The organism is Archangium sp., assembly GCF_057119385.1.
Genome location: NZ_DBNGVP010000051.1, coordinates 25,621 through 45,677, shown reverse-complemented (window position 1 = coordinate 45,677; position 20,057 = coordinate 25,621). Strand labels below are relative to the sequence as shown.

Here is a 20,057-nt window from a genome sequence, read left to right as displayed (position 1 = left end):
CTCAGTACTGCCAGCCAGCGGCGAAGATCAGGTCGGGTGACCCGACTGGCTTCGCCGTGCCGGTGCCCACGCCCACGGGCAGACCCGTCACGACGCGGAAATCGAGAGAGATCCAGCGGGCCAGCCCCAGGCGCAGGAACCCGCCGGCTTCCACGCCCAGGGTGCGCCCTCCGCCTCCGAAGGGCTTGCTACGTGCCGTCACGAGAGGGCCCATGTGGAAGGACAGGACCGGGTGGGGCCTCAGCACGAGCACCTCAGCGCTCAAGCTTCCGTGTACCAGGAAGGAGTGGAACGAGTCTGTGGCTCTGAAGCTGCCATCCGCCAGGCGCTCCGGCTGCGGCGTACATGTGAACCAGGTGAACGCCCCGTGGTTCGAGCACCCGATCCCCGCTCCGAGCGACAGCGCGGGCACGAATCCCCAGCCCATCTCCACGCCGCCCGGGGCGAATGCTGCGGCAACCCACGGGTTGAAACGCCGCGACGCCTCAAGCGCCCAGAAGGATCGATCGACCACGAGGCGCAGGTCAGTGAGCAGGCCCCATGCCACCGTATTCTTCCGCCCGCGCATCACCCGCCGGTCCTTCTCATCGCTGAAGGTGTTGGGCTGGAACTGCAGGCCGTCGATGAACAGTGACTCCAGTGCCATGTCGAGCGCGCGGCTCGGCAATGCGAGGCGGGAGGGCTGATTGCGGACCATCTCGTCGATTCGATCGCCCAGCAGCGACAACTGATGATCGATGTCCTTGCCAATGCCTTCCTCGAATTGCCAGGTCTTCTGGGTGGCCTGGAGCTCCTTGGCCGCCTTGCCCAGCGCGGAGAACTCCGAGGCCTTTTCACATTTATCGCTCGTGGAACTGTCGCCACAGATGCTCTTGAGCTCCTGGACGGACAAGCGAGCGGCCCCGGCCAGAAGGCAGCGCCGCCCCCAAGCCGCCTGTCCAAGCGCCAGGACCGATGGCTGCGTGCGGCACGTATCGACGAGCGCAGCCAGTGCCGTGGCATCCAAGGTGGGGCCCAGGGGCGAGTCGTAGAATCTGCGCAGAAGCTGGACGTCCGCGTGCCGCGATACCCAGGTCTCATGGGGGGACGACGAGTGCCCGTCGAGGATGCCCGCGAGATAGTCGATCTCGCGCAACTCCCGCAGCAGGAAGGCGGAGGTGGCGAAGCCTGCCTCGCTGAGTGCTGGGCTCTTGCGGCCGATGGAGACGACCTGCGGCCTCGCCGGAGCGGCCCCTCCCGTTTGCGGCTTGAACCGGCGCAGCGCGGATGACACCTGCTGGTTGCGAGCGACGTCCACGAGCGCCGCGCTGATGAGCTGTTGAAAATGCACGTACAGCGTGTTGCCCGTGTATTTCGCACGGGCCGTTGGACGCGGGATCTCCGTGAAGTCCTGATCGAAGAACAGGAACGTCTGGATGCTGCCGGGTGACTTCTGATCCAGCGGCGTCCGATCCAGCACCAGATCGAGCGGGTTGTTGTTGAACAGGCCGCCGTCGATGAGGCTCAACTCTCCGCGGACACCGCCTCGCTTTGGCTTTTTCCATGGCCGTAACCAGTTGCCCTCCTTGGCTTGCACGGCTTTTTCCCAATCTTCAAGGTCGCACGCTCCGACCGTGTACCTCGTCCCTCCAAACTGGATGGGGCCCGCGAGCGAATCCTCACAAAGCGTGAGCATCGGGAGCGCCGGCGGAAGAGCGCCGGTCGCCCGCACGAGCTTGAGAAACGCCTCGGCGTTGCCGTCCACCGTCATGATGGACTCGTTGCCGTCGTCGTACGCCTTCACCTCGAAATGCGGCGGCGTGGTGGAGGTCGTCCTCAACTCCACCATCACAGGAAGAGTGACGGATAGGAACGAACCGTCCTCCTCTCCCTTCAGGTTCACCTCAACCGGTTTCAAGCTGGTGAGGGTGATGGAGGCACCCATGTGGCAGCCGGCCCGGAGTGGCACCGGGGCAGCGCGCTTGGGATCGGACTCGAAGAATTGCGTGACCTTTGAAATGACCTGGTCGAGCGGCTCCGCGGAGAAGACGGCGTTCTTGTCCGCACGGGCGGCATCCTCGGGGAGTTTGCCCGGGCGCAGCAGCGCGGCGCCGCCAACCCACGAGTCCGGGTCGCTCTCCTCGAACCCTACGTCCATCCACATGCGGCGCAGCACCGAGTCGGTCTTGTCCAGGAACGAAGGCGTCGTGCTCTTGGGGGCGAAGGTGGGCAGGAGCGTGTCCCGGCAGACCTCGATGGCGAAGCCCAAGGCGTTCATGCCACCAGCGGACGCGCCCGCCACCTGGGTGAATCCCAGGTTGGCCCAGTCCGTGCCGGCGAGCACCGCGTTCAGCCGCTCATCCACCTTCGCGAGCTCACTGGGGTCGGTAGCGAGCACGGCGGCGTCGAAGAGCTTGTCGAGCACCTCGACGCGCGCTTCGTTGATGAGCCCCTGCAGCCGCCCGGCCTGGTAGGAACCCATGCTGACGCCGCCGCCGTTGATGAGCGCCTTCGTCTTGAGCGCCACCTTGGGGACGCGGTCTTTCAGGTACGCATCCAGGTTGATGGGCGCGGTGTTCGCGGCACCAACACAGAGCTCCGAGCGGAACGAAGGCACTTTGCCCGGATATGCACGCAGGTCAGCGCAGCTCTTGGCCGGCTGGCCGAGGAAGGCGTCATAGAAGGTGGCGGCTTCAGATGCGGTCATCTGCGCCTCCGCAGTTCTCGGGACGGCGAGGATGCCCAGGGCCACAAACAAAACAACGCCAGAACCAAAGTGGCTCGATGCGATGTGGAGATTTGGCGAACTCATGAGGGTCCTTGTTGTATACTCGAAGCAGTGGGACGAGGTACTTGCGAAGAGCACGCGGATGGCCGGTATGCTGGCATGGACACGCCGTTCATCGTGGGAAAAGGAGAATCGGACATGTCCTCATTGCGACCTGCTTGCCTCATCATTAGCGCCGTCATCGGTTGCGTAGGCGTTGGCTGCGCAACCACGGAGCAGGTGACGAGGAGCACGGAAGGGGCGGCATCTGAAGAAGTGACGGCATCCGTCACCGACGTCCCGATTGAAGGATGTGTTCGCCTCACATTCGAGGACGGGACCCGGGAGAGTGACCGGGCCATCGTCACGGAAGGCTTTCAACGGGTTTGCGTTGCGCTGCTGAACCCGACATGCCCTGCTCTCCAGACGAGACTCTCCGGGGTGAACGGCCGGACAGGGTATGACCTCGGGTGGTTCAAGCCAGAGCGGATGAGCTGGACGGAGATTGCCACACGCCTCACGCGCTACGTCGCGGGCAGTCCTACCGTGAGAGTCCGTGTGGTCGATGGAGGGGGAACGGCTTCGACCCGATTCGAGAGCACCTCGGCCTCCGCCCTGCGCTTCGATCCTTCCTACTTCAAGTCTCCCAGCGTGAGGAGCGACATTCTTCACACCGCCATCCACGAAATGCTTCATATGCTCGCGTGCGAACCAGGTGACCCCTGCTCTGGAGGACCACGCTTCCTCGATACCGGAGCAGTGACGTGGTTCACGCCGAACAGGGAGTTCGCGTCCTATCAGGTCGGAAACGCGTTCGAGGTCGCGTTGGCTGACGTGAACTGCCTGGCGCAGTGAGGAATGGGTATGGCGGGTTCCAGCCCGCTCCTGCTCCTCGTGAGTACTGCGGGGGCGTTTTTAGCGCCTGCTTCCTCGCTTCCCAGGCATCAGAACGGAGGCTGATCCGGCCCACCCTCGCGATTACACTCCGCCGCCTCCGTGTCCCTCCTCACGCCTCGCACCCCCGCCGCTTCCGGACCTGTCGCCCTCCCTTCGCCTTTCGGGACCCGGAAGGAACTGGAGCAATGGGCGGAGGCCCACTCGCTCCAGGACGCCCTGGCGACCTCGGCGGAGGTGCTGCTGCCCGCACTCGCGGTGGATGAGGCGCAGAAAAACAGCCTGCGCTATGCGCTCAGCGGTCTCCCCATTCGGGACATCGGGTCTCGCGAAGGGGCCTCGCGCTATCTGGCGGCCCGGGCTCGCGGGGTCCTCGAGGAGGCGGTGCCCCTCGCGGTCGCCGCGTTCCTGGCCGATGAAGCGGAGTCCCTCCGGCTCGGCGTGCTCGAGGAGGCCTCTCGCCCGGAGTCGCTCGAGGACCCCGCCCTCGCGGTGCTCTGGTCACGATTGCTCCAGCTCCGGCGTGGCATCCGCTCGCGTGCCGTTCCCCGCTCCCGCGCCGCACGCGCCTCCGGCTCCTGGGCATTTCTCGCCGAGCCCTGTGCCGTCTCGTGGAAGGAGCGCTGGCGGCGCGTTCGCGGTGGACCGTCCTATGGCTCCTTCGCGGCCGAATCGAGGCTGTCGTTCCCCAACGACGGCGAGCCCCGGCTCGAGTGCACCTGCGAGGCCCGGGGCGGTGGTTGCACGCATGCCCTCGCGCTGCTGGACGCCACGATGGATCTGCTCGAGGACCCGGCGCGGCGCGACGAGGCGCGGGTCCTGGCCTATGAGCTCCTGAGGCCCTCGTGGGCCCGGGCCCTCAAGGCGCTCGAGGTGTTCGAGGCGAAGCTCACCGAGCCGCGCACCTTCATCGAGGTGTGGTGGCGCATCGAGCATGAGCTCGGGATGCTCACCGCGGTGCCCTCGGTGAAGAAGCGGAGCCGCCGGGGCACGTTGTCCTCGGGGGCGCGCACCACCCCCGCACGCCTGCTCGACGAGCACCGCGACTCCCTCTCCGAGCAGGACCTGCGCGTCGCCGAGCTCTTCTCCTCCTGGTCGGCACGTCCGGGAGCCCGGGGCAGTACATACGCGGCCCGGGCTTTCGTCGCGCTGGTGGGCCATCCACGCGTGGCGCTCGATGTCTCGCCCGATGAGCCGCTCGAGCTGAAGCGGGTCCGGCTGGGGTTCATCGCGGTGCCGTCCGGCGATCACATCCGGCTCGAGCCCTCCGTCGACGGCGAGGTCTTCGACGCGCGCCTGCTCACCGCCCTGATGAAGTCCTTCGCGCCGGGCGAGCCGCTCTTCACCGCCGAGGAGCAGCGGGGCCGCTGCCTGTTGATCGACGTGAGCGACGAGGCCCGCCAGCTGTTCGAGCTGCTCCAGAAGCACGGTGCGCGGTTCCCACCCGAGGCGCAGCAGCCGTTGCTCGAAAGGCTCTCGCGTCTGGAGGCCCGGCTCCCGCTCGTGGTCCCGGAGTCGCTCAAGGGCCGGGAGATCTCCTCCGAGCCGGAGACGGTGGTCCGGCTGAGGCTCCTGCCGGACGTGTCGCTCGAGCTCGAGCTGCTCGTGCGTCCGGGTCCGGGTGCACCGCTCTTCCATCCGGGAGTGGGCCCTCGGGATGTCCTGCTGCTGCGAGGCGCCGAGCGCGCGTACGTGCGGCGCTCCCTGCTCACCGAGGACGAGCGGGCGCGGGCGATGCTCTCGACGCTTCCGCTCGCCAACGCGGAAGAAGGCCCGCCCTACTGCTTCCGGATGAAGGACACCGACTCCGCGCTGGAGCTCGTGGCCGCCCTGCAGAATCCCCCGCGTGGACTCGCCGTCGAGTGGCTCGATGAGAAGCCGAGGGTCATGTCGTCGGTCGGCCCCGAGGCGCTCAAGGTCCAGATCGAACGGAAGCGGGATTGGTTCGGCATCAACGGCCAGCTGAAGGTCGAGGTGGGCCGGCTCGAGCTCGCGGTGTTGCTCGATGCGGCGCGGCGGCAGCAGCGGTTCGTGCGGGTCGACGAGCGGCGCTGGGTCGAGCTCAGCGACACGTTGCGCCACCGGCTCCGGGCCATCGCCGATCACACCTTCGCTCGAGGTGGACGGGTGGAGCTGTCACCCGGAGCCGTTCCCGCGATCGAGGCGCTCGGCGGTGCGGGGGCGGAGGTGGAGTCGGCACCGGCCTGGCAGTTGCTCACCGAGCGCCTCGCGGCCTCGCTGTCGCTCCGGCCCAAGCCGCCCGCGTCGCTCAAGGCGACCCTCCGCGACTATCAGGTGGAGGGGCATGCATGGCTCAGCCGGGTCGCGGCGTGGGGGGCTGGCGCCTGCCTCGCGGACGACATGGGCCTGGGGAAGACGGTGCAGGCGATCTCGGTGCTGGTGGACCGGACGCGCCTCGGGCCCGCGCTCGTGCTTTGCCCCACGTCCGTGGGCTTCAACTGGGTGCAGGAGCTCCGCCGGTTCGCGCCGGACCTCCGTCCCCTCCTCTACGCCGAGCAGCCGGATCGCGCGGGGTGTCTCGCGAAGCTCACGAAGAAGGACGTGCTGATCGTCAGCTATGGCCTGCTCACGCGGGACATCGCGAGCCTGAGCGCCGTCACCTTCGCCACCCTCGTCATCGACGAGGCGCAGGCGCTGAAGAACCCGGCCACGCACCGGGCCCGTGCGGCGCGCAAGCTGAATGCCGGCTTCCGGCTCGCGATGTCGGGCACGCCCCTGGAGAACCATCTCGGGGAGCTGTGGAGCCTCTTCTCCATCGTCTTCCCCGGCCTGCTCGGGAGCTGGGAGCAGTTCCGCGAGCGCTTCGCCGCGCCCATCGAGCGCGGCAAGGATCCCGAGGCGCGTGATGCGCTCCACCGGGTGCTCAAGCCCTTCCTGCTCCGGCGCACGAAGCGCGAGGTGGCTCGCGAGCTGCCGTCCCGCACGGAGATCCAGGTCCCCGTCGCGCTCTCCGAGGAGGAGTGGGCGCTCTACGAGGACGCGCGCCTCGCCGCCGTGGCCGAGGTCTCCCGGGAAGGCAAGGGCGTGCGCAACGAGCAGCAGCAGTTCCAGGTGCTCGCGGCCCTGACGCGCCTGCGGCTGCTCGCCTCCCATCCGAAGCTCTACGACTCGAAATCGAACGTCAGCTCCTCCAAGATGCGCCGCCTGCTCGAGCTGCTCGAGGAACTGCGTGACGCGGGCCACCGGGCGCTGGTGTTCAGCCAGTTCACCTCGCACCTCGCCCTGGTGTGCGAGGAGCTCGACCGGGCGGGGTTCCGCTACCAGTACCTGGATGGCTCGACCCCGGCGGGGGCGCGGGCGAAGCGGGTGGAGGCCTTCCAGCGCGGCGAGGGCGACCTGTTCCTCATCTCGCTCAAGGCGGGAGGCACGGGCCTCAATCTGACCGCGGCCGACTACGTCATCCACCTGGATCCGTGGTGGAACCCGGCCGTGGAGGATCAGGCCACCGACCGCGCCCATCGCATCGGCCAGGACAAGCCCGTCACGGTGTACCGGCTCGTCACCCGGGGAACCATCGAGGAGCAGATCCTCTCGCTCCACGCGGACAAGCGCTCGCTCGTGGCGGGTGTGCTCGAGGGCACGGACGCCGCGGCGCGGCTGACGACGAAGGATCTCCTCCAGCTGCTCGAAGCCGGGGGTGCTCCGGTGGGCGAGGAGACGTCCTCCGGGTCCGGAAGAGTCGTGCACTGAGGCCGCGGGGCGAGCCGCTGAAGACGATGCGTGTCTCCAGCGGCCCGGGCCGTGCGCGCGGCTACTTCACCTGGCGCATCTGGCTGAAGAGGGCGTACTTGATGCCGTTGGCGTCCAGCGGATTGTCCTTGTCGTCGCGCAGCTTCCGGGCCCTGGCCATCCAGGTCTCGACGTTGGGGCCGTTGGCGCCGTTGCCGAAGACGAGGTTGTGGGCCTCGTCCAGCAGCTTGCGCAGCTGATCGTCGGTGATCTTGGCCTTGGAGTCGCTGTTGTAGGTGCCGCGCAGCTTGGAGAAGAGGGCGTACTTGATGCCGTCGGCATCCAACGGCCTGGTGGGGTCTTCCGGCTTGTCACGCAGCTGCGTGGCGAGGTCGAGCAGCTCCTTGGCCTTGGCGGGGTCGGGCTGGGTGCCGGGACCGGCGAAGAGCTGGTAGGCATCGTTCACCAGCCGCTTCAGCGTGGGATCGTCCAGCGTCTTCAGCTGCTCCTTGGTCTTGCCGGTGCGCAGCTCGCTGAAGAGGGTGAACTTGATGTCGTCGAGGCTCAGCGGCTTGGAGGGGTCCTCCGGGTTGTCCCGCAGCTTCCGGGCCCTGTTCATCCAGCCGTCGAGCTGGGCCGGGTCCACATCGCGGCCGAAGATCATCTGGTGGGCCTCGTTCAGCGCCTTCTTCAGCTGGTCGTCGGTGAGCCTGGCTTGGGGGTCGCTGTTGTAGGTGCCGCGCAGCTTGGAGAAGAGGGCGTACTTGATGCCGTCGGCATCCAGCGGCTTGGAGGGGTCCTCCGGCTTGTCACGCAGCTGCGTGGCGAAGTCGAGCAGCTCCTTGGCCTTGGCGGCGTCGGGCTGGGCACCGGGACCGGCGAAGAGCTGGTAGGCGTCGTTCACCGCCTTCTTCAGCTGAGCGTCGGTCACCTTGCCGTTGGGGTCGCTGTTGTAGGTGCCGCGCAGCTTGGAGAAGAGGGCGTACTTGATGCCGTCGGCATCCAGGGGCTTGGAGGGGTCTTCCGGGTGGTCGCGCAGCTGCGTGGCCAGGTCGAGCAGTTCCTTGGCCTTGGCGGCGTCGGGCTGGGTGCCGGGACCGGCGAAGAGCTGGTAGGCATCGTTCACCAGCCGCTTCAGCGTGGGATCGTCCAGCGTCTTCAGCTGCTCCTTGGTCTTGCCGGTGCGGAGCTCGCTGAAGAGGGTGTACTTGATGTCGTCGAGGCTCAGCGGCTTGGAGGGGTCCTCCGGGTTGTCCCGCAGCTTGCGGGCCCTGTTCATCCAGCCGTCGAGCTGGGCCGGGTCGACATCGCGGCCGAAGATCATCTGGTGGGCCTCGTTCAGCGCCTTCTTCAGCTGATCGTCGGTGAGCTTGCTGCCCGCGGTCCCCGGTGCGGCGGTCTCGGGCGGAGGGGCCGGCGTCATGACGACGGGCGTGGCCGCGGCCTCCATGGTGAACGTGTTCTTCCTCACCGCCGTGTCGAAGCCCGTCTGGAACGTGTTCGCGTTACGCGCCGTGGGGGCCCTTGCCGGAGCCGCCGGGGTTCCCTTCCGGGCCTCGGTGGAGGTGGTGCTCTGCGTGGGCACGGACGGCCGGTTCTGTCCGACTTTCATGGTGTTCTCCCCCCTGGGGAACGGGGTCGCGGTAGGTCAGGAAGATGCCTCTGGCCCCTAGATTATCGGGATAACCCGTGCGGAGTTTCGTGGCCAGCGCGGGACGGCTCGAGAGTCCGAAAATCAATGGGTTACAGGCCGGGCATCAGAAAAGACGGATCCCCACGAAGAAGGCGGTGCTGAGGCCGAGCCGGAGCCAGCGGCGATCCTCGTCGGTGAAGTCGTAGGAGCCCCGGGTGAGGGTGAGCGCGTAGGTGCCGGTGGAGAAGCGGAGCCGGGCCTCGAAGCCCAGGAAGAAGCGGGAGGCGGAGGGGAAGTAGTTGCCGCCCATGCCGAGCCCGAGGACGGCGCCCCGGCCGCGGCCCTCGAAGCGGTAGCCGGGGGCGGTGACGGTGGTGCGCGGTTCGATCACGCCCCCGAGCAGGACGCCGAAGAGGTCCATCCGGCCGTAGTTCCGATTGGCCAGGGTGAAGTGGTAGCCCAGGCGGCCCACGGCGGAGAGGTCCCAGCGCGAGGTGTCGCGCTCGGAGAAGAGGTTGGGGACCCAGCACGCGAGCGCGCACAGGTTGGCGGCGAGCTCCGCGCCGAGGGAGAGCGTGCCGGTGGCGAGGGGCAGCACGCCGGCCTCCACGGTGGCACCGCCCTCGAGGGACAGCGGGAGGAGCGAGGCGGCCGCTTCGATGCGCAGGTCGACGTGGCCCGGGCGCATCAGGGGGCGGGGCAACTCCCCGGCTCCGGCTACACCGGGGAGCACCGCCAGCGCTCCGAGCAGGAGCAGGTGGCGGTGGTGGGAGAGGGAGGGGTGGGTCACTCCACGCGGCCGAGGCTACTTGATGAGGCCGATCTCCCGCAGACGCTGTTTGAGGAAGGCGTCGGCGGTGATGGGGGGCTGGCCCGGCTTCTCCGGCGTCACGGTGCTGGGCAGGGGCTGCAGCACGCACTCCGGATAGGGGTGCACGAAGAAGGGCATGGAGTAGCGCGTGTTGTCCTCGGCGGCCGAGGGCGGGTTGACCACGCGGTGGGTGGTGGCGGGGATGACGCCGTTGGTGATGCGGCTCATCATGTCGCCCGAGTCCACGACGATCTGCCCGCGCAGGGTGTCCACGGGAATCCACTCGCCGTCGCGGGTGAGGAGCTCCAGGCCCGAGGCGGTGCCCTCGCACAGCAGGGTGATGAGGTTGATGTCCTCGTGCTCGGCGGCGCGCACCGCGCCGGGGATGAACTTCTCCTTCAGGGGCGGGTAGTGGATGACGCGGAGCACGGAGGTGCCGTCCTGCGCCATGTCGCTGAAGGTGTTGCGCTCGATGCCGAAGTACTCGGCCACGGCCTGCAGCATCAGCGCCGCGGCCTCGTCCAGCGCGTTGAAGAGGGAGAGCGTGTTGGGGCGGAAGGACGGCACCTCCTCCGGCCAGACGTTGTAGGCGGCGGTGTCCGGGCGGCGCGGGTGGCCCTCGGGGAGGTCGCGGCCCACGTGCCAGAACTCCTTGAGGTCGCCCACGGTGCGGTTCTTCGCGTGCTCCCGGCCGAAGGGCGTGTAGCCGCGCTGACCGCCGAACTCGGGCACGTGGTAGCGGTGCTTCACCTGCTCCGGCAGGCGGAAGAAGGACTCCACGTCCGAGTAGGTGCGGCGGATGAGCCCATCGTCGATGCCGTGACCCTCGACGGAGACGAAACCGAACTCCTTGAGGGCCTCTCCGAACACCCGGACGAAGCGGGCGCGCTCCTCGGGGCTGCCGGAGCGGTAGTGGGACAGGTTGACGACGGGGATGCGGCGAGCGGTACGAGACATGGCGGGCGCACTCTAGCCGTCCTCCGGGGGGCACGTGAACTGCCTCTCCCGGCCCCCGGGGCGGCCCGTCTGGTTGACATGCGCACCTTTCTCCGGCAGTCACGCCCCCCCACACCAAGTGAATTCCCGTCTCCTGTCGCCCTGGGGCGGGATTCTGATGAGGGAGGGAAGACCCATGATGTTCCGGATTCGGATGGCCGTGGCCGTCGCCTGCTGCAGTCTCGCCGTTGGTTGCGCTTCCACCGAGCAGCGGTTCTGCGAGCGCGCGGATGAGTGCAATTTCCTCCCGGCGGGCCTGAGCGCGGACGAGTGCACGGAGCAGTACACCAAGTGCACGGACAACCTCACCTCGTCGGACCGCGCGGACTGGGACAAGCAGACGGCTGACTGCCTCGAGCTGCAGTCCTGCACCAACTTCGTGAACTGCTTCCAGAACGTGCCGAACTGCTGAGAAGCCCTTCGGTCTGGTGGGCTCCTGGCGCTCGTCCAGGGGCCGCCGGGCTAGAAGATGGCCGCCTCGCAGGTATTGCTGAGCGCGTAGCCGTCACAGGTGCTGAGGGCCTGGAAGAAGGCCTTCGGCAGCTCGGGGTTGCAGGTGCCGAGCCCCTGGTAGCACTCCACCTGGGCTTCCAACTGCGCCAGGTCGTCCCCGTCGCACTCCTGGAGGTTCTGCTCGCACCGGGCGGCCTCGAAGGCGGGCAGGGGCGCCTGCTCCACGCAGGGCTGGGACTTCCGGGCCACCTCGGCGTAGGCCTCCGCCAGATCCTCGCAGGCCGTGCTCCGGCACCCTCCCAGGAGCGCCACGGCGGCCAGGGGGGCGAGCATCCATCCGGACTTCCGCATCGGGGCCACTCCTTGTAGAAGGGGAGGGCCCAGCCTGGCGGCGGGGCAGGCGGCCGGGCGGGCTGGGGAGTACCGCCTGTCCACGGGTGGGCAGGGCGAGGGGTGGGGGCTCCGGGAGTGCACTCCGTGCGCCACCGCGTGCTATCTGCCTTGACTCCCCTGGCCTTCTCCCGTAGATCGGGCGACCTTTGCATCGTAGGACGGTTTTCGACGTCCGAAATGCACGCCGGCCTTTCACGGGTTGAATCAACCCGGAACAAAACTCAGGGGTTCAACGATGTACGCAGTCATTCGCACGGGCGGGAAGCAGTACCGCGTGGCCGAGGGCGACGTGCTCCGGATCGAGAAGGTCACGGGAGACATCGGCGCCGAGGTGACCTTCAACGATGTCCTGATGCTCGGTGGGACGGACAGCCCGAAGGTGGGCCGGCCGACCGTGTCGGGCGCCAGGGTCGTGGGCAAGATCCTTGCCCAGGACAAGCACCGCAAGGTGCTGCACTTCCGCAAGGAGAAGGAGGGCTGGACGCGCCGCCGTGGCCACCGTCAGCCCTACACCGAGGTCAAGGTGACCTCCATCTCCGGCTAGTCCGGGTCACAACTTCCCGGAGCGCTGTGAGGCGCGCCGGCCTCATCAGGAATCGGTGTCATGGCTCATAAAAAGGGACAGGGTTCTTCGCGCAACGGTCGCGATTCCAATCCGAAGTACCGTGGCGTGAAGGTGTTCGCCGGCGAGACGGTCAGCGCGGGGAGCATCCTCGTGCGGCAGCTCGGCACGGTGATCCACCCGGGCGCCAACGTGAAGCTCGGTCGTGACTTCACGCTCTTCGCCACGGTGGACGGAGTGGTGAAGTACGAGCGCCAGGGCCGGGACCGCAAGAAGGTCTCCGTGCACCCGGCGCAGACGAGCGCCTAGTCCGCGCGTCGTCTGAAAGGGGAGCCGGCCTGGCCGGTTCCCCGTTTGCCTCGTGAGCGGGTCGCTCCCGGTCCATACGCCTCCTGGCGTGGGACGTGGAGGCGGCCCGTTCCGCATTTCTGGGGTCTGGGATGAAATTCGTCGATGAAGTCCGCATCTTCGTGAAGGCCGGAGACGGGGGCAACGGGGCCGTTGCCTTCCGCCGGGAGAAGTACGTCGATCGCGGCGGCCCCAACGGGGGTGACGGGGGAGACGGCGGCTCGGTCATCTTCGAGGCCGATCCGCAGCTCACCACGCTGCTGGACTACCGCTACCAGCAGCACCACCGGGCCAGGAATGGCGAGAACGGGATGGGCAGCGACTGCAATGGCCGCTCGTCCGAGGATCTGCTCCTCAAGGTGCCGGTGGGGACGATCATCCGCGACGTGGACACCGAGGAGGTGTTGGCGGACCTGAACACGGCCGGCGAGCGCACGGTGGTGTGCAAGGGCGGCCGGGGCGGGTTGGGCAACATGAACTTCGCCACCTCCACGCGGCAGACGCCGCGCTTCGCCCAGGACGGCACCAAGGGCGAGGAGCGCACCCTGCGGCTGGAGCTGAAGCTGCTGGCCGACGTGGGACTGCTGGGCTACCCCAACGCGGGCAAGAGCACGCTGATCTCCATCGTGAGCCGGGCGCGGCCGAAGATCGCCGACTACCCGTTCACCACGCTGGTGCCCAACCTGGGCCTGGTCCAGTACAAGGACGGCCTGTCCTTCGTGATGGCGGACATCCCCGGAATCATCGAGGGCGCCAGCGAGGGCGTGGGGCTGGGGCACCAGTTCCTGCGGCACGTGGAGCGCTGCAAGGTGCTGATCCACCTGCTGGACATGGGCACCGAGGTCGAGGACCGCGAGCCGCTCAAGGACTTCGACGTCCTCAACGAGGAGCTGCGCAAGTACAGCGAGGAGCTGTCGCGCAAGCCCCAGGTGGTGGCCGCCAACAAGCTGGATCTGCCGCACGCGCAGGAGCGGCTCGGGAAGCTGACGGAGGAGATGCGCAAGCGCGGCATCGCCGTGTTCCCCGTCTCGTGCGCCACGGGCCTGGGCATGCAGCCGCTGTTGGACGCGGTGGCCGAGGTGCTCTTCACCGGCCGTACGGACAAGCTGCACGTGGAGCCGCCGCCCAAGCCCCGGGCGGAGAAGAAGACCGCTCCGGCCCCCGCGAAGAAGGCTCCGGCGGTGGTGAAGACGGCCCCCGCGAAGAAGGCCGCGGCGGAGAAGAAGGCGCCCGCGAAGAAGGCTCCTGCCAGGAAGGCGGCGGCGGTGAAGAAGGCGCCCGCGAAGAAGGCCGCGGTGGTGGCGAAGAAGGCTCCGGCGAAGAAGGCCGCGGTGGCCAAGAAGTCGCCCGCGAAGAAGGCCGCCGTGGCCAAGAAGGCGCCCGCGAAGAAGGCGGCGGCGAAGCGGGTGGTGACGAAGAAGGCCGCGGCGAAGAAGGCACCGGCGCGCAGGGCGGCGGCGAAGAAGGCCGCGCCGAAGCGGGCCCGGAGGTCCTGACGCGATGGCTGGTGGCGGCCCCCGTTACGAGAAGCTCGAGAAGGCTCCGATCGACGCGGAGTCGCTGCTGCTCGACGTGCGCAAGGAGAAGATCGACAAGGTCATCTCCCAGCGCACGCGCACCTTCACCATCGTGCTGGATCGGCTGGAGGACAGCTTCAACATCGCCGCGGTGCTGCGCACCTGCGAGGCCAATGGCCTCCAGGAGGTGCATGTCATCGTCAACCCCGCGGCGCCCTTCATGCCCAACTCGCGGGTGGGGCAGGGGTGCGACAAGTGGCTCGACGTGAAGCTCTACAAGGACTTCGCCTCGTGCCGCGAGCACCTCAAGTCGCGGGGCTTCTCCATCTACGCCTCGGCCATCCGCGAGGACGCCACCAGCCTGTACTCGATGCGCTTCGACTCGAAGATCGCCCTCGTCTTCGGCAACGAGCGGGAAGGGGTGAGCCAGGAGGTGCTGGACGGCTCGGATGGCACCTTCTGGATTCCGATGCGCGGCTTCAGCCAGAGCCTGAACATCTCCGCCGCCGTGTCGGCCTGTGTCACCCGGGTCATCTCCTGGCGCGAGGAGCACCTCGGGCGCGTGGGAGACCTCACCGAGGCCGAGGCCCAGGTGCTGCGTGACCGTTTCTATGTGCTCGCCGTGAAACAACGGAAGCGCATCTTCAAGAAGGCGCCCCCCTCCAAGCCTTGAATGCCGGGCCGGGCGCCCCGTCTGTAGGTACAGTTGGATTCGCGGGCGGCTCGCCCGCCTGGAGAGAGCTCAAGCCATGTACCTCGAGAAGCTGCTCGTGACCCTGCTCGCCGCGCCGGTGATTGCCCCGGTGCCCACCACCGTCGCCCACCAGGTGGTCGCCCAGGCGCCCGCTCAGCCGGCCCCTGCTCCTGCCGCTCCCAAGGCCGAAGCGCCGAAGGCCGCCGAGGCCCCGAAGGCCGCGGACAAGAAGGTCGCTCCGGAGGTGAAGGAGCTGGTGGAGCGGATGCAGTCCTTCTACGAGAAGACGCAGGACTTCTCGGCCGAGTTCAAGCAGGACTACAAGTACAAGGCCCTGCGGCGCACGCAGTCCTCGACGGGCACGGTCATCTACAAGAAGCCGGGCCTGATGCGCTGGGAGTACCTGAAGCCCTCGGCGCGCACCTTCGTGCTGGCCGGCGAGAAGGTGTACGCGTACGACCCCGAGGCGCAGACGCTGAGCGTGGGCCGCATCGACACCAGCCAGCTATCCGCGTCGGTGACGTTCCTCTTCGGCCAGGGCAAGCTGGCGGACGAGTTCTCCATCAGCAAGGGCGCCTGCAAGGACTGCAAGGGCACGCTGCTGGTGCTGGACCCGCTCAAGCCGGACCCGCGCTTCCAGCAGGTGCGCCTGGAGGTGGATCCGAAGACGGCGCAGGTGCTGAAGAGCACGGTGGTGGATCCGGACGGCAGCGAGAACGCCATCGCCTTCCTCAACCTGAAGACGAACGTGGGCGTCGGGGCGGATGCCTTCAAGATCAACCCGCCCGAGGGCACGCGCATCGACGACTTCACCAAGCCGCGGAAGTAGCCGGTGAGGAGCGCGCGTCTCGGGGCCCTGCTGTTGTTGCTCGCCGGGTGTCACCGGGGGGCGGGCCCCGCCGCGCCCGAGGCCCCGGGCAGTCTCGTGGGCCAGACGTTGCCCCTGCTGCCCTCGCCCAACCTGCGGCTCGTGGTGGAGGGGCAGTTGAATGGGCGGGCGGTGCCGGTGGTGCTGGACGTGGCCCGGGCGCTCTCGGCGGTGTCCTCGGCCTGCTGGGATGCGAAGAAGCCGCCTCCGCCCGTGATGGGCTCCGCGCGTGTGCCGGATGTCTACGGCGTGCCCGGGGCCCTGCGTGACTGGCCGCTGGTGCGCCTGCCGGGCCTGCGCGTGGGCGGCATCAACCTGGGGCCTCGTGGCATGGGGCTCACCGATGAGCGGGCCTGCGCGGTGACGCTCGGGGCCGATGTGCTCGCCGCCTATGCGTTCACGGTGGACCCGCTGCGCCGGGAGATCTCCTTCGAGAAGTCTCGCCCGCGCGCGGAGTACCTCGCCGACGCGGCCGCCGCTGGCGGGGACCCGGCCGAGGAGGTGCACCGGCTCGAGCTCGCGAGGGATCCGGTGGGTGACTGGCCGCTGCTGGCGGCGCGGGTGACGCAGGGCGAGGCGGCGCTCACGGGCCCCTTCGTGCTGGGCTCGCGCGAGCCCTTCTCGCGGCTCGCGATGGGGGCCGCGGAGGCGCAGGGACTCCAGGCGCTGGAGACGGCGGCCAACCTGCCGCCGAGGGCCTTCCTGGTGGACGCGGTGGAGGTGACCTCGGGCGTGGGGGTGACTCCGCTGGTGCTGGAGGCTGGAGTGGGGTGGAGGAACCCGACCACGCTGGGCCGGCTGGGGCCGGACGTCTGGGGACGCTTCCGCACCATGGTGGACGTGCAGGGCGACACGCTGGTGCTGCGCCGGCCGCGCGTGCAGAGCGTCGAGGGCCGCCAGCGCTGCGCGCGTCCGGGCTCCCAGAATCCGGAAGAGGCGCGCGAGGAGTCCTGCTTCGGGCTGCACGTGCGGCGGGGGGCGGACGGGCGGGGGGCGCTCACGAGCGCGGTGTTTCGCGACCTGCCCGAGGGAGGGCGGGTGCACCTGGAACCACTGGGCGAGGACGGCAAGCCGCTGACGCTGGACTGCCAGGTGGGGTTCTCGTTCTCGCCCACGAGCCGGGGCGTGACGACCCAACACCTGGTGCCGTGGCCGAGGCTGACGCAGGCGATGCCCGAGTGCGCCGAGGCCCTGAAGTCGGTGCGCGGATACGCGCTGGCACTGTTCGAAGAAGGGCAGCTCCAGGAGTGTCCGAACGCCTGCATCTTCGTGCACCAGGGGAGCACGCGGCGCACGGTGTGCGAGTGCCAGCCGACGCCCTTGGGAGACGCGGTGGCGGTGCCCCAGCGGAGCAAGACGTCGAAGCCGCCGACGAAGAAGGAGCGCGAGCAGGAGCCCGAGGATCCGAGGTAGCTGAACCCCGACGCCACAAGTCCTCACTGTCTCCCAGATATCCCCTCGCCCTCCGGGAGAGGGACGGGGTGAGGGTGCCACGGACCCCGGGTTCCCCTCTGGAGTGTGTTCCCCGAGGAGTTCGCCAGGAGGACAGGAGCGGTATAAGGCGAGCGGAAATGTCCCGAGAGCCGCTGGACGCACCCGTCTCCCCGCGCGAGTCCTGGAAGATCGTCCTCCTGCTGGGAGCCTGGGGCATCTTCGCCGCGTGGTGCGTGAGTGGCATCCCGCCCGCCGTCGATCTGCCCGCCCACGCGGCCCAGATGCAGACGCTCGCGGAGCTCGTCCGGGGCAATCCCCAGGTGTCCGCCTACTACGAGGCGCATTTCCCGCTCGGCTACGGGTTGCCCATCTGGCTATTCCTGCCGGTGACGCTGCTGACGAATGGGGCCTTCGCCGCGCGGCTGGCGGCCTGGACGGCCCTGATGCTCTTCCCCCTGGCCCACCTGGCGTTCACGCGCGTCCTGCACCGGCCCGCGTGGACGGTGGTGTTCGGGCTCCCGTTCGCCTTCAACATCTCCTACTGGTACGGCTTCCTGCCGAGCCTCTTCTCCCTGCCGCTCGCCCTGCTCTCGCTCGCGCTCTACCTGCACGCGCTGCGCGGTTCCGGGCGCATGGTGGGCGCGGTGGTGGGGCTCGCGCTCCTGTCCACGGCGACGATGCTCTCGCACCTCGTCGCCTTCGGAGCCCTCTGTGTCGGCGTGGCCGCGCTCGCGCTCACCTCTGAAGATCGGAGACGGGCGATAGGGCTCGCCGCCGCGGGCCTCGCGCTTCCCCTGGCCCTGTGTGCGACCCGTGTGCTGACGCTCGCGTCGAGGGCCGTCACCCCCGGCAACCACATGGCCTCAGACTACGGCTGGGGCTCCCACTTCAACTGGCTCCTGCGCAACTACCGCCCCGAGGGCCGTCTCGCCGTCATCGGCCCGGTGCTGGTGACGCTGGTGTTCGTATTGGCCTACCTGCGCCACCGGCGCGAGGAGCCTCGTGCTCCCTGGGTGCTCTTCCTCGCGCTGGGCGCGCTCTTCCTGGTGACACCCAAGGCGCTCTCGGGCGCGTGGCTCATCCACGTGCGGCTGCCCGTGCTCGCGGGCATCGTCGCCCTCGTGTTGGTGGACCCGGCGCGCATCGACCGGCGGCTGCGGCTCGTGCTGCTGCTCGTGGTGGTGGCTTCACTCGCCGAGACGGCGCGCTACCACTGGCGCTTCAAGCAGGAGGTGGCGGGACTCGAGACCCTCATCGCCAGCCCTCCGCCGCCGGGGGTGCACGGCTACGTCTCGCTCGTGGGGAACCGGGCCCAGGGGAGCCGCCTCGTGTACCTGGAGCACCTGGGCCAGTGGTGGACGGCGACGCAGGGCGGGGTGGGGCACCACTTCTTCGCCGATGCGGACCACCAGCCGGTGCGCTTCCGTCCGGGCCAATCGCTGCCCCAGTGGATGGACGCGGGCTCCGAGGAGCAGCTGGCGCCCTTCAGCGCCCTGCTGGTGTACGGGGATGCGCCGCTGCCCGGGACCCTCGCGGGTTTCGAGGAGACCGGGCGCGCGGGCTCGTGGCGCCGCCTGGAGCGGCGCTGAGGCTCTACCGCGGGGACGTCAGCGCTGCGACGTCACCACGGGCATGGGGAAGGACTCGCGGGGCTTGTGCACGCGGTCCTTCGGGTTGGGGCGCTCCACCACCTTGGCGATCAGGTCGTAGTCGTGCGCCTCCGTCACCTCCACGGTGACGAACTCGCCCGGGTAGGCCAGGCCGTCGTTGATGTAGACCAGTCCGTCGATCTCCGGCGCCTGGCCCTCGTGGCGGCCCACCAGCAGGTGCTCGGACTCCTCGCTCGGGCCCTCCACCAGGACCTCGATGCGCTGCCCCACGAGCTTCTTGTTCTGCTCGCGGTTGATGCGCTTCTGGATGGCCATCACCTCGCGCCACCGGCGCTCGATGGTCTGCTTCGGCACCTTGTTCTCGTAGTCGTACGCGGCCGTGCCTTCCTCGTCCGAGTACTGGAACACGCCGAGCCGCTCGAAGCGCTGCTCCTTCACGAACTCCTTGAGCAGCTCGAAGTCCTCCTCGGTCTCGCCGGGCAGGCCGACGATCATCGAGGTGCGCATCACCAGCCCCGGCACCCGCGCGCGCAGCTTCGTCAGCAGCTCCTTGAGGAACTTGCTGTCCCGGCCGCGCTTCATCGACAGCAGCAGCTTGTCGCTCGCGTGCTGCAGCGGCATGTCCAGGTACCGGGCGATCTTCTTCTCCGTCGCCATCAGCTCGATGAGCTCGTCGGTGAAGACGCGCGGGTAGGCGTAGTGCAGGCGGATCCACCGCACGTCCACCTTCACCAGCTCGCGCAGCAGGTCATGCAGCTTGGGCTTGCCGGGCAGGTCATGCCCGTAGGCCGTCAGGTCCTGCGCCACGAGGTTCAGCTCCTGCACGCCCTGCTCGGACAGGCGCTGGGCCTCGGCGACGATGTCCGCGATGGGCCGCGAGCGCTGGCCACCGCGCAGCGTGGGGATGATGCAGAAGGCGCACGCGTTGTCGCAGCCCTCGGAGATCTTCAGGTATGCCGTGTACGACGGCATCGAGTTCTCGCGCGGCGTCTGCGCGTCGTGGATGTAGTCCGGATCCGGAATCACCTGACGCGGGCTGGCCTCGGCGGCGAGCAAGTCGCCAATCTGGGCGTAGGCGCCCGTGCCGAGGAAGTGGTCCACCTCGGGCATCTCCTTGGAGAGCTCGGCGCCGTAGCGCTGCGAGAGGCAGCCGGTGACGACGAGGGTGCTGCACTCCCCCGACTTCTTGTACTCGGCCATCTCCAGGATGGAGTCCACGGACTCCTGCTTGGCGGGCCCGATGAAGGCACAGGTGTTGACGACGATGACCTGGGCCGCGGCCGGATCCTGCACCAGCGAGTAGCCCCGCTGCTTGAGGGTGCCGAGCATCACCTCGGAGTCCACCCGGTTCTTCGGGCAGCCGAGGGTCATCATGTAGAGGCTCTTGGTCTCTGGGGGATTCTGCACG

The 20,057-nt window shown here is 68.6% G+C and carries 16 protein-coding genes; 10 read left to right on the top strand and 6 right to left on the bottom strand.

What is annotated here, in order from left to right; genetic code table 11:
• Position 1: 1 nt before the first annotated feature.
• Entirely contained in the window at positions 2–2,791 is a 2,790-nt protein-coding gene (locus tag AC16DP_RS11560) for a patatin-like phospholipase family protein (RefSeq protein ID WP_329732982.1), read from the bottom strand.
• 75 nt (positions 2,792–2,866) lie between these two features.
• Between AC16DP_RS11560 and AC16DP_RS11555 the strand changes: the two genes are divergently transcribed.
• On the top strand, positions 2,867–3,601 hold the full coding sequence (locus AC16DP_RS11555; protein ID WP_329732981.1) for a hypothetical protein: 735 nt from the start codon (positions 2,867–2,869) through the stop codon (positions 3,599–3,601).
• A 276-nt stretch (positions 3,602–3,877) separates the two neighbouring features.
• Positions 3,878–7,351: a DEAD/DEAH box helicase gene (locus AC16DP_RS11550; protein ID WP_329732980.1), complete on the top strand. Its 3,474-nt coding sequence runs from the start codon at positions 3,878–3,880 to the stop codon at positions 7,349–7,351.
• Between the two features lie 61 nt (positions 7,352–7,412).
• Here AC16DP_RS11550 and AC16DP_RS11545 read toward each other — a convergent pair whose 3' ends face one another.
• The 3 genes from AC16DP_RS11545 to AC16DP_RS11535 all read right to left on the bottom strand — a co-directional run bounded on the left by AC16DP_RS11545 (position 7,413) and on the right by AC16DP_RS11535 (position 10,731).
• Positions 7,413–8,942, bottom strand: a complete 1,530-nt coding sequence (locus AC16DP_RS11545; RefSeq protein WP_329732979.1) for a hypothetical protein — start codon at positions 8,940–8,942, stop codon at positions 7,413–7,415.
• A gap of 145 nt (positions 8,943–9,087) precedes the next feature.
• Positions 9,088–9,753: a hypothetical protein gene (locus AC16DP_RS11540; protein WP_329732978.1), complete on the bottom strand. Its 666-nt coding sequence runs from the start codon at positions 9,751–9,753 to the stop codon at positions 9,088–9,090.
• Positions 9,754–9,768: 15 nt separating this feature from the next.
• Positions 9,769–10,731 (bottom strand): isopenicillin N synthase family dioxygenase, encoded by a 963-nt coding sequence (locus AC16DP_RS11535; RefSeq protein ID WP_329732977.1) that lies wholly within the window; start codon positions 10,729–10,731, stop codon positions 9,769–9,771.
• A gap of 175 nt (positions 10,732–10,906) precedes the next feature.
• Here AC16DP_RS11535 and AC16DP_RS11530 point away from each other — a divergent pair, with 175 nt between their 5' ends.
• Positions 10,907–11,182: a hypothetical protein gene (locus tag AC16DP_RS11530; protein WP_329732976.1), complete on the top strand. Its 276-nt coding sequence runs from the start codon at positions 10,907–10,909 to the stop codon at positions 11,180–11,182.
• Positions 11,183–11,232: 50 nt separating this feature from the next.
• Here AC16DP_RS11530 and AC16DP_RS11525 read toward each other — a convergent pair whose 3' ends face one another.
• Complete coding sequence (locus AC16DP_RS11525) at positions 11,233–11,574, bottom strand: hypothetical protein (protein WP_329732975.1); 342 nt, start codon at positions 11,572–11,574, stop codon at positions 11,233–11,235.
• 277 nt (positions 11,575–11,851) lie between these two features.
• Between AC16DP_RS11525 and rplU the strand changes: the two genes are divergently transcribed.
• The 7 genes from rplU to AC16DP_RS11490 all read left to right on the top strand — a co-directional run bounded on the left by rplU (position 11,852) and on the right by AC16DP_RS11490 (position 18,628).
• On the top strand, positions 11,852–12,160 hold the full coding sequence (gene rplU / locus AC16DP_RS11520; RefSeq protein WP_329732974.1) for a 50S ribosomal protein L21: 309 nt from the start codon (positions 11,852–11,854) through the stop codon (positions 12,158–12,160).
• A gap of 60 nt (positions 12,161–12,220) precedes the next feature.
• Positions 12,221–12,487, top strand: coding sequence for a 50S ribosomal protein L27 (gene rpmA / locus AC16DP_RS11515; protein WP_047855918.1), 267 nt, complete (start codon positions 12,221–12,223; stop codon positions 12,485–12,487).
• 131 nt (positions 12,488–12,618) lie between these two features.
• Positions 12,619–14,022, top strand: coding sequence for a GTPase ObgE (gene obgE, locus AC16DP_RS11510; RefSeq protein ID WP_329732973.1), 1,404 nt, complete (start codon positions 12,619–12,621; stop codon positions 14,020–14,022).
• A 4-nt stretch (positions 14,023–14,026) separates the two neighbouring features.
• Positions 14,027–14,716, top strand: a complete 690-nt coding sequence (locus tag AC16DP_RS11505; RefSeq protein WP_329732972.1) for a TrmH family RNA methyltransferase — start codon at positions 14,027–14,029, stop codon at positions 14,714–14,716.
• Positions 14,717–14,792: 76 nt separating this feature from the next.
• Positions 14,793–15,566 (top strand): outer membrane lipoprotein periplasmic chaperone LolA, encoded by a 774-nt coding sequence (gene lolA / locus AC16DP_RS11500; protein ID WP_329732971.1) that lies wholly within the window; start codon positions 14,793–14,795, stop codon positions 15,564–15,566.
• Positions 15,567–15,569: 3 nt separating this feature from the next.
• Positions 15,570–17,018 carry a hypothetical protein gene (locus tag AC16DP_RS11495; protein WP_329732970.1) on the top strand — a complete coding sequence of 483 codons (1,449 nt, stop codon included), beginning with the start codon at positions 15,570–15,572 and terminating at the stop codon, positions 17,016–17,018.
• 158 nt (positions 17,019–17,176) lie between these two features.
• Entirely contained in the window at positions 17,177–18,628 is a 1,452-nt protein-coding gene (locus AC16DP_RS11490) for a hypothetical protein (RefSeq protein WP_329732969.1), read from the top strand.
• 18 nt (positions 18,629–18,646) lie between these two features.
• Here AC16DP_RS11490 and rimO read toward each other — a convergent pair whose 3' ends face one another.
• Positions 18,647–20,020, bottom strand: a complete 1,374-nt coding sequence (gene rimO, locus AC16DP_RS11485; protein WP_329733019.1) for a 30S ribosomal protein S12 methylthiotransferase RimO — start codon at positions 20,018–20,020, stop codon at positions 18,647–18,649.
• Positions 20,021–20,057 lie beyond the last annotated feature (37 nt).

What these genes read in the sequence shown, in the direction of transcription:
- AC16DP_RS11560 (WP_329732982.1), bottom strand. Translation starts at nt 2,791, where the DNA reads ATGAGTTCGCCAAATCTCCACATCGCATCGAGCCACTTTGGTTCTGGC.
- AC16DP_RS11555 (WP_329732981.1), top strand. Translation starts at nt 2,867, where the DNA reads ATGGACACGCCGTTCATCGTGGGAAAAGGAGAATCGGACATGTCCTCA.
- AC16DP_RS11545 (WP_329732979.1), bottom strand. Translation starts at nt 8,942, where the DNA reads ATGAAAGTCGGACAGAACCGGCCGTCCGTGCCCACGCAGAGCACCACC.
- AC16DP_RS11535 (WP_329732977.1), bottom strand. Translation starts at nt 10,731, where the DNA reads ATGTCTCGTACCGCTCGCCGCATCCCCGTCGTCAACCTGTCCCACTAC.
- AC16DP_RS11530 (WP_329732976.1), top strand. Translation starts at nt 10,907, where the DNA reads ATGATGTTCCGGATTCGGATGGCCGTGGCCGTCGCCTGCTGCAGTCTC.
- AC16DP_RS11525 (WP_329732975.1), bottom strand. Translation starts at nt 11,574, where the DNA reads ATGCGGAAGTCCGGATGGATGCTCGCCCCCCTGGCCGCCGTGGCGCTC.
- rplU (WP_329732974.1), top strand. Translation starts at nt 11,852, where the DNA reads ATGTACGCAGTCATTCGCACGGGCGGGAAGCAGTACCGCGTGGCCGAG.
- rpmA (WP_047855918.1), top strand. Translation starts at nt 12,221, where the DNA reads ATGGCTCATAAAAAGGGACAGGGTTCTTCGCGCAACGGTCGCGATTCC.
- obgE (WP_329732973.1), top strand. Translation starts at nt 12,619, where the DNA reads ATGAAATTCGTCGATGAAGTCCGCATCTTCGTGAAGGCCGGAGACGGG.
- AC16DP_RS11505 (WP_329732972.1), top strand. Translation starts at nt 14,027, where the DNA reads ATGGCTGGTGGCGGCCCCCGTTACGAGAAGCTCGAGAAGGCTCCGATC.
- lolA (WP_329732971.1), top strand. Translation starts at nt 14,793, where the DNA reads ATGTACCTCGAGAAGCTGCTCGTGACCCTGCTCGCCGCGCCGGTGATT.
- AC16DP_RS11490 (WP_329732969.1), top strand. Translation starts at nt 17,177, where the DNA reads ATGTCCCGAGAGCCGCTGGACGCACCCGTCTCCCCGCGCGAGTCCTGG.
- rimO (WP_329733019.1), bottom strand. Translation starts at nt 20,020, where the DNA reads ATGACCCTCGGCTGCCCGAAGAACCGGGTGGACTCCGAGGTGATGCTC.